This is a genomic window from Chloroflexia bacterium SDU3-3 (genome assembly GCA_009268125.1).
In the GTDB taxonomy this organism is placed as follows: Bacteria; Chloroflexota; Chloroflexia; order Chloroflexales; family Roseiflexaceae; genus SDU3-3.
Genome location: WBOU01000021.1, coordinates 1 through 12,455, shown reverse-complemented (window position 1 = coordinate 12,455; position 12,455 = coordinate 1). Strand labels below are relative to the sequence as shown.

Annotated in this window: 10 protein-coding genes and 1 pseudogene; 8 read left to right on the top strand and 3 right to left on the bottom strand. The window is 65.6% G+C overall.

The window, feature by feature from the left end; translation table 11 throughout:
• Window positions 1-10: 10 nt before the first annotated feature.
• The 3 genes from F8S13_24540 (at window position 11) to speD (ending at window position 2,198) form a co-directional block, all read left to right on the top strand.
• Entirely contained in the window at window positions 11-229 is a 219-nt protein-coding gene (locus tag F8S13_24540; GenBank protein KAB8140194.1) for a DUF350 domain-containing protein, read from the top strand.
• An 11-nt stretch (window positions 230-240) separates the two neighbouring features.
• Window positions 241-1,056: a hypothetical protein gene (locus F8S13_24535; GenBank protein ID KAB8140193.1), complete on the top strand. Its 816-nt coding sequence runs from the start codon at window positions 241-243 to the stop codon at window positions 1,054-1,056.
• 764 nt (window positions 1,057-1,820) lie between these two features.
• Window positions 1,821-2,198: an adenosylmethionine decarboxylase gene (speD, locus tag F8S13_24530; GenBank protein KAB8140262.1), complete on the top strand. Its 378-nt coding sequence runs from the start codon at window positions 1,821-1,823 to the stop codon at window positions 2,196-2,198.
• On the opposite strand, the gene F8S13_24525 is transcribed toward speD, so the two are convergent.
• Window positions 2,195-2,953: a WecB/TagA/CpsF family glycosyltransferase gene (locus F8S13_24525; protein KAB8140192.1), complete on the bottom strand. Its 759-nt coding sequence runs from the start codon at window positions 2,951-2,953 to the stop codon at window positions 2,195-2,197. The genes speD and F8S13_24525 overlap by 4 nt on opposite strands.
• A gap of 204 nt (window positions 2,954-3,157) precedes the next feature.
• On the opposite strand from F8S13_24525, the gene F8S13_24520 reads away from it, so the two are divergent.
• From F8S13_24520 to F8S13_24505, 4 genes and pseudogenes are all read left to right on the top strand, one after another.
• On the top strand, window positions 3,158-4,387 hold the full coding sequence (locus tag F8S13_24520) for a peptidoglycan-binding protein (GenBank protein ID KAB8140191.1): 1,230 nt from the start codon (window positions 3,158-3,160) through the stop codon (window positions 4,385-4,387).
• Window positions 4,388-4,711: 324 nt separating this feature from the next.
• Window positions 4,712-5,302 carry a hypothetical protein gene (locus F8S13_24515; protein KAB8140190.1) on the top strand — a complete coding sequence of 197 codons (591 nt, stop codon included), beginning with the start codon at window positions 4,712-4,714 and terminating at the stop codon, window positions 5,300-5,302.
• A gap of 36 nt (window positions 5,303-5,338) precedes the next feature.
• Window positions 5,339-5,998, top strand: a complete 660-nt coding sequence (phoU, locus tag F8S13_24510; protein KAB8140189.1) for a phosphate signaling complex protein PhoU — start codon at window positions 5,339-5,341, stop codon at window positions 5,996-5,998.
• A 46-nt stretch (window positions 5,999-6,044) separates the two neighbouring features.
• Window positions 6,045-6,131: pseudogene (locus F8S13_24505) on the top strand (single-stranded DNA-binding protein).
• A gap of 75 nt (window positions 6,132-6,206) precedes the next feature.
• Here F8S13_24505 and F8S13_24500 read toward each other — a convergent pair.
• Together F8S13_24500 and F8S13_24495 are read right to left on the bottom strand one after the other, a co-directional pair.
• Window positions 6,207-7,823 (bottom strand): ATP-binding protein, encoded by a 1,617-nt coding sequence (locus F8S13_24500; protein ID KAB8140188.1) that lies wholly within the window; start codon window positions 7,821-7,823, stop codon window positions 6,207-6,209.
• Window positions 7,824-8,176: 353 nt separating this feature from the next.
• Window positions 8,177-11,275, bottom strand: a complete 3,099-nt coding sequence (locus F8S13_24495) for a PDZ domain-containing protein (protein ID KAB8140187.1) — start codon at window positions 11,273-11,275, stop codon at window positions 8,177-8,179.
• 228 nt (window positions 11,276-11,503) lie between these two features.
• Here F8S13_24495 and msrP point away from each other — a divergent pair.
• On the top strand, window positions 11,504-12,455 hold a 952-nt coding region (gene msrP / locus F8S13_24490), incomplete at its 3' end, for a protein-methionine-sulfoxide reductase catalytic subunit MsrP (protein KAB8140186.1).

The following is a 12,455-nucleotide window of genomic DNA, read 5'->3' as shown; positions in this document are numbered from 1 at the left end:
AGGAACACCGATGCCCGATTTTGCTACCGTGATCATGCAGGTGCTGGCCTCTATCGGCTGGGGCGTGGTGGGCGTGCTGATCTTCTACCTGGGCGTGCAGCTGTACGACCGGCTCGACCCGATCGACTATAAGGTGGAGATCGAGCGCGGCAATGTGGCGGCGGCGATCAAGCTGGCCGCCGTGATCCTCGGCCTCGCGGCGATCACCGTCGCCGTGATCGTGGGCTAGGGGAAGAAGGCATGAGCGTATCGACTGCCCACCCGCGCCAGCAGTGGGGGGGGATGCTGCTGGCGGCGCTGCTGTATGGCGCTGGCGGGGCGATCTTCTGCCTGCTGGTGCTGTGGATCATGCAGGCCATCCCCGGCTCGCGGGTGCTCAACCCGGTGTTCGAGGCGGCCCTGCTTGGCTTTGGCTTTCTGGTGGCGGGGTTCGCGGGCTGGGCGGCGCTGCGCTGGCTGGCGCGCGTGGCGGCGGGCACGGCGGCGATGGTGGTGCTGGCCTGGGCGCTGGTCTACCTGCTGCTCTGGATGATCACTCGGATCACCGCCACCCGCCTCTCGCTGCCGATCTTCGTGGGGGCCTGGCTGCTGACGGGCCTTGCCGTGGCTGCGGCGCTGGGCACAGGCCGCAAGCCCGCGCCGCAGCCGCACCAGCGCATGGCGCGGGCCGCCAGCAATGTGACCCAGTCCTCGGCCTACGGGCGTATCCCCGCCGACACGGTAGTGCTGCTCACCAAGTTCACCCGCGATGCGGCTGGCCCTGCCCTGCTCTACCTGCCAAACGACACCCCCGATCACATCCGCCACTACACCACCCGCGCCGTGGCCAGCACGATGATGCGCGACTGGTGGGATAACGGCAATATCGAGGGCCTGGCCACGCAGGATATTGCTGACATCCAGAGCTTCGTGGCCCTGGCTGCGGCGGTTGCCATCGGTGTGGGCGGCTGGCAGCACGCCACCGCGTGCGCCGCCTACCGCGCCACGCTGGCGGCGCTGCTGGATGACTGGCTGCAGAACTGGAACGATACGACCGATGGCCCGCCCAAGCGCTAGGGTGTCTGGGCACAGGGTTTATGCGACTGAGCAGGCGTCACTTGCTTTTCTGGCAAACATGCGAGGTCGGCTGCCGATGATTCCACATTGCGATCATCGTTTCCGATCCGATGATCGCAATGCCCGCAATGGGTGTAGGGGCGGGTCTCGTGCCCGCCCCATCGTGGCCCGCCGCAGGAATCGAACGGCAACCGATGCCTGCGGCGCGTGGCGATGCGCGCCGCGTGCATCGCGCGTATCGCAAAGGCGTTCGATGATGCCGATGCATGCGGTGCGGGCGGGCACGAGACCCGCCCCTACGTCAATGATTCCATCGCCTCCTCGCGTAGTTCCAAGGGTGTGGAACCTGTGGTGCCGCCCGCAGAGGGCATGCACCACCATTGGGAATAGTGCAGGGAGACGAAACTCGTTGGACGAGAGACGAAACTCGTTGGACGAGAGACGAAACTCGTTGGACGAGAGATGAAACTCGTTGGACGAGAGATGAAACTCGTTGGACGAGAGATGAAACTCGTTGGACGAGAGATGAAACTCGTTGGACGAGAGATGAAACTCGTTGGACGAGAGATGAAACTCGTTGGATGAGAGATGAAACTCGTTGGACGAGAGACGAAACTCGTTGGACGAGAGACGAAACTCGTTGGACGAGAGACGAAACTCGTTGGACGAGAGACGAAACTCGTTGGATGGAATGTGAGGGGCCGCTCGATGCAACATTCGCATAGCAACAGCGGGCAGGTGGCGTGATGGTCGAGCACATGCCCATGGTCGATGCGACCGCTCCGCCCTACGCGGCCCATGGCCGCCACCTGCTGCTCACGCTGGAGGGCTGCGAGCCAGCCATGCTCGACGACCTCGTGGCGCTAGAGGTGCTGGTGCGCCGCGCCGCCGAGGCCACCGGCGCGACGGTGCTGCGCCAGATCGTCCACGGCTTCGCGCCCCAGGGCGTCACCGCGCTGGCGCTGCTGGCCGAGAGCCACGCCAGCCTGCACACCTACCCCGAGCACGGCGCGGCCTTCTGGGACTGCTTCACCTGCGGCGATGCCTGCGACCCCCAGCGCAGCGTGGCCGTGCTGGTCGAGGCGCTGCGCCCCCGCCACATCCAGCGCCAGCTGGTGGAACGCCGACTGGCCCTGCCCTAGCCCGCCCGCGGCTCGCGCAGCACCGCCCACATGAATAGCGGCACTGCCGTGAGCACCCGCCGCCAGCGCTGCGGCTGCTGGATCAGGCGATGCGCCCACTTCAGCCCCAGGCGCTGCACCCAGGCCGGGGTGGGCCGCACTAGCCCGCTGATCTCATCGAAGGTGCCGCCCACGCCCATGGCTGCAGGCACTCGCAGCAGCGGCTGGTTGCGCGCGATCCACAGCTCCTGCGCAGGGTGCCCGTAGGCCACTAGCAGCACATCGGGCTGGGCCGCCGCGATCCGCTGGCGGATGCCCTCCTCATCCTCGGGGCGGGGCGTGCCAGCGTGGCATCCCGCTACCCGCAGGCCGGGGTAGCGCCCCTCCAGCAGCTCGGCGGCGTGCTCGGCCACGCCGGGAGCCGCGCCCAGCAGAAACACCGACCATCCCTCCCGCGCGGCTACCGCCGCGATCTGCTCGGTCAGTCCCACGCCGGTCACCCGCGTGCGCAGCGGGCTGCCGCGCCAGCGGGCCGCCACCAGCAGCCCGAAGCCATCGGGCGTGCAGATGTCGGCGGCTAGCAGCACGCGGCGGAACGCGCCGCTGCGTTGGGCCGCCATCACAAACTCGGGGTTGACCGTGCAGATCTGGTGCGGCCCGCCCTCGGCCACCCACTGGCGGATCTGCGCGATCACCTCCTCCTCGGTCACATCGTCGATTGGGATGCCCAGAATGCTCACGCGCCGGGCGGTCGGTTTCGGTTCCAAATCTGTCATCTTCAAGCTCTAGGCTACCAGCGAGGCGTTTGCCTCGCCCTCCCTAACATCCTACAATAGCTTTCGGCCTTCCTGGCCTGCGAGCGCAAAGTATAAAGGGAAAATCCTTTTGGCGCGAATGCTGCTTGCTGCCCCCTGGATGCGCAGAAACGTGCGCTTCCCACGTTTGTGTCTATGGAAACGCGTGAGAAAGTGAGGAACCGAATGCGTCTTTTTCATACCCGTACGCTGGCTCTCCCGATGATTGCCTGCGTGCTGGTGTCTTGTGCGACTGCTACCCCACAGCCGCCCCAGCCCACGGCGGCCGCTGCCCAGCCCACGGCGGCTGCTGCCCAGCCCACGGCGGCCCCGGCGGCGCTCGGCGCAACGGTGGCCCCCGCTCCCACCGATGGCGCGGGGCTTGGCGCGACCGTCGCGCCCCGCCCGACCAGCATGCCGCCCGCCGCCTCCGATGCCACCGCGCCCACCCGCACGCGAAACCTGCTGCTGCAGAATCCCATGCTTGAGGGCGAGGATGTTCGTGCGCTGCAAGATCGCCTAACCAAGCTCGGCTACGCCCATGTTGGCACGGTCGATGGTGTCTTCGGTGGACAGACCGAGCTGGCCGTCAAGGCTTTCCAGGCGCTGAACAGCCTTGAGGTCGATGGTGTGGTCGGCCCGCAGACCTGGGAACGGCTGTTTGCACAGCAGGCGGTCGCCTACGACATGCATGCGGTGGTAGATATATCGCGGAAGATTGTCATCGGCCTGGTAAATAACGGCAGCTGGGTGAAGGCCGAGGTCGGCGCGCCCTATCTGCTGCCCGCCACCTACATCAGCCTGGGCCAGGGCTCTGGCCCGCTGCGCTTTGCTGGCTCGGCGGCCAAGCCCAAGGACGACCCGATCTGCACCTGGCTCTACTCGGTCGAGGTCACCGATGGCCAGAGCCCATCCGAGCGCTTCGCCCTAGGTGCGGACTGGCAGCCGATGCCGCGCCCCGTGACCGAGGTCCCTGTCACCACCGCCAGCCTTGTCCCGCCGGTCGAGGCCGCGCTGCAGAAGCTGGGGCTCAGCCAGCCAAAGGTGCAGATCACCCGCGCCATCCAGGCCGATATCGACGGCGATGGCACCAGCGAGACAGCAGTGGCAGCCACCAAGTATGGCGAGGGCACGGCACCAAGCTCCTCGGCTCAGCCCGGCGACTACTCCATCCTCGTCATCATCCACGCCGATGCGACGAAGCCGGCCACCGTGGTCGCCAGCGATGTGATCACCAAGCCAATTGAGTTTGGCGCGCCGCAGGTCTTCTCGCTCAACGGCCTGTGGGATCTGAATGGCGACGGGCGCTTGGAGATCCTGGCGGATAGCGACTACTACGAGGGCGATAGCAGCGTGGTCTACGACCTGCCGCCCGCTGGCCCCAGCGAGGCGCTCAGCCAGGGCTGCGGGGTGTAGCGGCTGCGCGATCTGTGCGGCGCAGGTGAGGGCGGACACGAGGTCCGCCCTCATTGCGGTTATGGCCACCATCGGACGCCACACACAGCGCTAGGCCAGGATCTGGTGTATCTTCACCGGATGCGAGGGGGGTGCGGGCTTGGCTTTGCCCACTCTCCTCGTTCTCTTTTCTTCCCTTGGTGCTTTGGCGTCTTTTTGCTGGTAAAGCGGCGCTCTTCCTGTCGTTCCCTTGCGCCCCCTAGTAAAAACCCATAGCGGTCTTGTCATTTTGGGCAGATAGGAGTAGGATCTGCCCAAACCATGCAATGTCGCAAGGAGCATACGATGCCGTATACGATCGAGAGCCACATCCTCGGGCCAAACCATGCCAGCCAAGAGCAGTGCGCCCGCTTTATCAGCGCCCGCCCCCATGGCGACTACACCGAGTACGACATCCGCCGCGTGATTGTGCCGGCCTACTTCCGCATCGCACAGTCGGTCGGCCTCGATCCGGTGATCGCCATCGCCCAGCTCATCCACGAGACCGGCAACCTCACCTCGTGGTGGGCGCAGCGCCCGCGCCGCAACCCGGCGGGCATCGGCGTCACCGGCCAGCAGAGCGTGCGGCGTCCCCCCAGCGGCTCGTGGGTCTGGAACGAGAACACCAACCGCTGGCACGAGGGCGTGGCCTTCACCACCTGGGACAAAGACGCCATCCCGGCCCACGTGGGCAGGCTGCTGGCCTATGCGCTGCGCGACGAGCAGGCCAGCCCGGCCCAGAGCCGCCTGATCACCCAGGCCCTGACCTTCCGCCCGCTCAGCCGCTACCGTGGCGAGGCCCGCTTGCTGCAAAACCTCAACGGGCGCTGGGCCGTGCCCGGCGCGACCTACGCCGACAAGCTCGCCGCTGTCGCCAGCACTATTGCCAGGATGTGAGATACTAGCCATACCTGGTATGAAGAAGGAGGTGCTATGCGGACACGGGCTCACTACGACGAGGAGCTGCACCAGCTCTACCAAGAGCTGCAGTCGCTTGGCGAGGCGGTGAAAAAAGAGATCGCCGCCGCCGTGCGGGCGTTTGACCAGATCGATCTTGTCGAGGCGCAGCGGATCATCGGGGCCGATGCTCTGATCGACAAGGCCCACGAGACCATCGAGCAGCATGTGCTGCAGATCATCGCACTGCAGCAGCCGGTGGCCAGCGACCTGCGGCGGCTGCTGGCCGCGCTCGAGATCGCATCCGAGCTAGAGCGCATCGGCGATTACGCCAAGCGCATCGCCAAGGCCACGCTGCGCAACCCCGCCCCGCCGCAGGCCGCGCCCGATGTGCCGATCAGCCAGCTGGGCGATCTGGCCGTGGCCATGCTGATCACCGGCATCGATGCCTTTATCGCTGGCTCGCCGGACAAGCTGGAGCAGATCCAGCAGCAGGATGACGAGATCGACCGGCTAGAGGACGGCGTGCGGGCCCAGATGCTGGCCCTCATCCAGCGCGAGCCTGCCGCCGCCGAGTGGGCGCTTGACCGCACGGTGGTGGCCCATACCCTTGAGCGCGTCGGCGACCGCGTGACGAATGTGGCCGAGCAGCTGGTGTTCGCGGCGCGTGGCGAGCGGGTCGACCTGAACCCCTAGCCGCGCCCGCCGGGCAAAGAGAAGCGGCGCCCCCCCGGCCACAAGGGGGGGGCGCGGAAGGGGGGGGGGGGGGGGGGGGGGGGGCGGGGGGTGGCGTGCGGGGCGACCTGACCCCCTCGCGGCGCCCGCGGGCAAAAGAGACGCGCCGCCCCCCGACACAATGGGGTGCGGCGCTTCTGCGTGGTGTGAGCTTGGCGGGCGGTCTGTCCTAGAGATCGAGCCGCACCTTCGCGCCGAAGTTCTTCTTCTCCTTGCTGGTGAAGTAGGTGGCGCAGGCCGCATCCAGCAGGTCGGCGTTCAGCGTGGGCGTCTCCATGTTGTATTTGGCGATGGCGATCATCTGCAGCAGGATGTCGCGTGGCTGGCACATGCGCAGCGGTCGCTCGTCGGGCACATACCATTTGGCCAGCAGGTAGTCGAGCCCTCGGTCGTCGTAGGGCACCTTCATGATCCGGCACATGATCTGCCAGATCTGCCGCCACTGCTCCTCGGTCGGGTCGATGATCTCGAACTTGAACTTGATACGCCGCAGCAGCGCGTCGTCGCCTAGGTCGTTGGGGTCGAGGTTGGTAGAGAACATGATCAGCTGATCGAAGGGGATCTGGATCTTCTTGCCGGTGACGGTGGTGAGGAAGTCGTAGCGCTTCTCCAGCGGGATGATCCAGCGGTTCAGCAGGTCGAACACGCGCACCTGCTGCCGCCCGAAGTCGTCGATCAGGAAGATGCCGCAGTTGGCCTTCATCTGGAAGGGGGCCTCGTAGGTGCGCGACTCCTTGTTATACACCAGCCCCAGGCCCTCAAGCGTTAGCTCGCCGCCCACGATCACCACCGGGCGGGTGATGCGGATCCAGCGCTTGTCATACTCAAGATCTTCGGGCAGCGCTCGCTTGGGTGTCTCGTGCACGATCGCGTCGTACATCTTGATCACCGCGCCGTCGGCATAGATGGTGTAGGGGATGAAGATATCGTCGCCCATCAGGTGGGTGATACGCTCGGCGATGGTAGTCTTGCCGTTGCCGGGGTAGCCGAACAGCATCACCGACGAGGCCGAGTTCACCGCCGGGCCGACCCAGTTCAGGATGGACTCGTCGATCACCAGGCCCTGGAAGGCGTCGCGGATGTTCTTGCGGGTGACGATCACATCCTTCACCGTCTGCGCCTTCACCGAGGCGATCCACTCCTCCAGCGTTACTGGGATGGGGCCGGAGTACATGGTCTTCAGCAGGGCATCCTGGGCGGCCTGGCTGCCACGCGGTGTGAGCGTGTACTCGTAGTTGATGTCGCCATAGCCGCGCTGCCCGGCGATGTCGATCAGCTCCTGCTTGCGCAGCTCGGTCAGCAGCACATCCACGATGCGGTAGGAGAGCCGCATCTCGTCGGCCAGCTCGGCACCGGTGACACGGCCCCGGTTGTAGATGATGCGTGTGGTGTGCTCGTAGAGGAAGGTGCGGTTCAGGCCCGTTGCCTCGATCTCCTGCGGCTCCTGGGGCAGGAAGCTGTTGGAGAGCGTGGGTCGTGCCTCGTCGTCGGTGGGGGGCGGGTCGCCCAGCAGCCGTGTGGTGCGCAGATCGACGCCCTTGTTGCGCGCGTCGGCGACCAGCCGCTCCAGCTCGTCTTTATGGTACATCAGGTGAAGCAGGGCATCGTCGTCGCTGGCATCCTGCGCCTTTTTGATGTTGTCGTATACCGCCCGTGCGACCAGATACTTCACCCCATCAATATACATATGGTGCAAGTATTCCGTTTTCCGTACATAGCAGTCGCGTGGTTGCGAAGGCTTGCTCAGCATCTCCTCATACGATTTCTGATCGATCAGGACACGCATCCTAATGCTCCCTTAAATGATTGCGAGAAAAATAGGGAATTGGAGCATCGTTGCTCGTCGCTCTAGTATAACGAAGCTGTGATATTGAGAGGAATAGCCCAATAGTAATTGGACTCTATAGTTCTATTGGTGTGAATCTGGCGAATAGAATCAAAACGTTCAAACCTGTGATGATTTGTAGACAAGATTATTGCAGAATTGCTCATAAAACTACCGTATATCGTAAAAAGAAAGCCACACTTCTTGCTTCTTCATCGCTGTTTGACGATAGAGCGCTGTGTTCAACCGCTTTGCATTTGCCTGACGACAAGCTGCGCCGGTGGGGCCGCGCACCAATGGCCCCACCGGCCCTGTTAGCTGGCTGTGCTGCGGTCGATGCGTGCGAGCAGGGCCTGGGCCGCCGCATCTAGCTGCGGGTCGCGGCGGTGGGCACCCGCGCCCACAGGCATCTCTACATCCACATCCACAGGTCGCCCTGTTCCCTCTAGATCCTCGCCATCGATGGTGGTGACGCGGTACTGTGGCACCCGCAGCCAGCTGCCATCCAGTAGGCTGCGCTCGGTGGTGCTGATCACCGCGCCCGCCGAGGGCCTGCCCACGATCGGCCCTAGGCCCAGCTGGCGGTATCCCTCGGCGAAGATCTCGGCGTTGGATGCGGTCTTCTGATTGATCACCAGCACAGTGGGCTTGTTCAGCACGCGGTTGCCGTGGAAGTGGGCCGAGTCGGTGGCCGGGTAGTCGCGGAACCCGTGGCGCATCTGGGTGCGGCGCGACAGCACATCGAGGATGAACGAGAAGATGTAGCCGCCGCCGTTGAAGCGGATGTCGATCACGATCCCCTCGCGGCTGTGGATCTCGGCGTCGAGGTCGATCAGCAGGCGCTGGTATGCGGCGTAGCTCATCTCGCGGATGTGCACGTAGCCCAGCCGCCCGCCGCTCTCGCGGTGCACATAGGCTTTGTTCTGCTCCACCCAGGCGCGGTACTGGATCTTGTCATAGCTGCTGGCCGCGATCGGGCGCAGCGCCACCTCGCGCGGCTCGGCATCTGCCGCGCGCAGCCGCAGCCGCACGCGCCGCCCGATCGTGCGGCTCAGCAGGGCATCTAGGTTAGCCCCGCCTGCGATCTCGCTGTCATCCACCGCCAGCAGCTCGTCGCCGCTCTGCACCCCGGCCAGCTCTGCCGGGCCGTTGGGCAGCACCGCGTCGATGATCAGCCGCCCGCTGCTGGCCTGCTCGTGCTGGTTGAACAGCACGCCGATATAGCCATCGTCGGCGGGCAGGCTGCGTCCGAACACGCCGGTGTGCGAGGCCCGCAGCTCGCCCTGCATGAGGTTGAGGATAGCGCGGAAGTCGTGGCTAGATTGGGCCGCAGCCGCGTATGGCCGGAACTGATCGCGTATGGCGACCCAGTCCATGCCGCGGAAGGTCGAGTCGTAAAAGCGATCGCGTAGCACCCGCCAGCACTCATCAAAGATCTGGAGCCGCTCCTCGTGGAAGCTGATCACGGCCTCGGCGCTGATCGGCAGGCTGGTGGCCTCACCCAGCGGAAATTTGCGGATGACGATCTGGCTGGCGTCGGTGTAGTAGAAGCTTTTGCCGTCGGGGGCAAACTGCACCGAGCCTTTGTAGCCGTTGGTCGAGGTGATCTGGCGCGGCGACTGCTCGGCGCGGGCGTCGTCGAGCGCCATCACCCAGAGGTTGCCCTTGCCCGCCACGCTGGCGTGGAACAGCAGGTCGCGGCTATCGGGGCTGATCGCGCAGGCCATGGCGTCCAGCTGGGGTGCAGTGAGGATGGAGAGGCGCTGCTCGATGCCCTCAAAGCGCACCTCGGTGCTGGCGGCCTCGCTGGCGGGCGGGTCGGCGGTGGCCTTCGGCTCGGCAAACAGCCGCTCGAACTCATCCTCGCGGAACTGCGGCCTTCGCGGCTGCAGGTCGATGCGGATGATCTGCTGCTCGGCGCGAAACTGGCGTGTGGTGCCGATGATAAACTCGCCGTCGGGCGACCAGATCGGCCAGAAGGTGCTGACGTTGCTGAGAAAGGAGATCTGCCTGGCTGCGCCCTGCCCGATCTGCTGGATGTAGACGTTCACAAAGGCGCGGTCATCCTGTGCGGTGTAGGCCAGCCAGCGGCTGTCGGGCGACCAGTCGAACATCACGCCGCGGGTGAAGTTGGCCTTGGCGAAAGGCCGGTCGACCCCGCTGGCGTGCTCGATCAGGCGGATCTCGCTGTCGCCGCATGCGTAGGCCAGCCATGTGCCGTCGGGCGAGAAGCGCAGCGAGTGCTTGCTGCCATCCGCCGCATCCACCCGCCGCTCGATCCGCTGGGCTACATCGTAGCGGTAGATGCTCGGCTCGCCATCGCGGTCGGAGGTGTAGAAGACATGGCGGCTGTCGCGCGACCATGTGACATTGGCCTCGCGCGCGGGGGTGTTGGTAATACGGAACGATGGCCCCTGCCGCCGCTCGCGGTCGGTCTCTTTGTCGGCGAAGTCGATGAACACCTCGCCGTGGGCGATGAACGCGATCTTCTTGCCGTCGGGCGATAGCTCTAGCTCTTGGATGTCGCGGGTGACGTTGGCGGCGCGGGTGGCCGGGGCCTTGCTCTCGGCACGCACTCGCACATGGATGGGGGCGACGTGCCCCGACGCGATGTCGAGCGTCCAGATGCCGAAGTTGCGCTCGAAGACGATCATCCGCCCATCGGCGCTGATCGTGGGCCAGAGCAGCCTGCCGTCGCGAAAGGTGGTGATCTGGCGCGCCGCGCCGCCGCTGGCGGGCAGCAGCCAGATGTTCTCATACCCATCGCGGTCGGAGACCACATACACACCGTCGCCGTGGATCGACCACATCGGCCAGCGGTTGGTGCCGCTGTAGTCGCTGCCGAGCCGGAGGAAGGTCTCCGGGTTGGGGGTGTTGCTGGCCAGCCACACCTCGCTGCCCGTGTAGCTGTTTGGCCCACGCTTCCACCACGGCTCGCGGGTGATGTTGAAGGCGATCCGCTGGCCGTCGGGGCTGATGCTGGCGTGCTCGATCTGGGTGTAGGGCTGGCTCAGCCAGCGTATAGGCGTGCTGCCGCTGGCCTGCACGCGGTAGAGCGCCGCGCCCTGCATCTCGCGGCCCGAGCTGAAGTAGATCGCGCTGCCATCGGGCGACCAGGCCTCTGGCGTCGCGGCGTGGTCGTGGAAGGTGATCTGGGTGCTGGTGCTCGCTTCCAGATGCACGCAGTAGATCTCGCCATTGCCGCTGCGGTCGGCGCTGAAGGCGATCTGCTGGCCATCGGGCGACCAGCGCGGCGAGCTGTGGTTGGCGGGGTGTGCGGTTAGGCGCTCGGCGCTGCCACCGGTGCTGCCCACCAGCCAGATATCGGTGGCATAGACAAAGGCGATCTGCTGGCCGTCAGGCGAGATGGCCGGGGTGCGAAGATAGGGATGTGCTGCGGCGGAGTGTGTCATGCGGGCCTCATCTATGGTGCATGGGTCTTGGCGGGACGCTTCGAGCCGTAGAGGCGATAACCCTGTGTAGTATAGCCTCTAGGCTTGGCCGAAGCCATTCGGATCGACAGCAAAAATGGAGCGCGATAGATTCAAGATGGTTGGCACGATCATGGTCCTCTCACCATTTTATCAGGTACTCGTGGTATAACAAAACCAGTAGCTATCATAAGAGAGGAGAGGCGAGCGATGGCGAGGAAGATACCAAGCTCGGAGATCACGCCGGAGGCGGTGTACCGCACGCGGCGGCAGTTCATGCGGGGTGCGGCGGCGCTGGCGGGCGGGGCGGGGCTGCTGGCCGCCTGCGGCCCGGCGGCCAGCCCCAGCCAGCCCAATGCCGCCATCCCCGGCGTGGCGACCCACACCACCCGCTCGGGCGCAACCAAAGACGAGCGGGGCGATGCGCTCAACACCTACGCGCAGATCACCACCTACAACAACTACTACGAGTTCACCACCGACAAAGAGCGCGTCGCCGCGCTCGCCCAGGGCTTCCCCACCACCCCCTGGGCCGTCGAGGTCGGCGGCATGGTGCGCAACCCCAAAACCTACGCCATCGAAGATCTCGCGAAGCAGTTTGGCGAGGAGGAGCGCATCTACCGCCACCGCTGCGTCGAGGGCTGGTCGATGGTCATCCCCTGGCTGGGCGTGCCGCTGCGCAAGCTGCTGGCCGCCGCCGAGCCGACCAGCGAGGCCCGCTATGTCCGCTTCCAGGCCGTGATGGCCCCCGAGCACATGCCCGGGCAGCAGGACGCCTACTTCAGTTGGCCCTACGTCGAGGGCCTGCGTCTCGACGAGGCCATGCACGACCTGGCGCTGCTGGGCACCGGGCTGTACGGCCAGTCGCTGCCGGTGCAGAACGGCGCGCCCATCCGGCTGCACGTGCCCTGGAAGTACGGCTTCAAGAGCATCAAGGCCATCACCAAGATCGAGCTGGTGGCCGACCAGCCCACCTCGCTGTGGATGCAGTCCTCGCCCAACGAGTACGGGTTCTACGCCAACGTGAACCCCGACGTGCCGCACCCGCGCTGGTCGCAGCGCAGCGAGCGGCGGATCGGCGAGCTGTCGCGGCGCGAGACGCTGCCGTTCAACGGCTACGCCGAGCAGGTGGCGGCGCTGTACGCGGGCATGGATCTGCGGG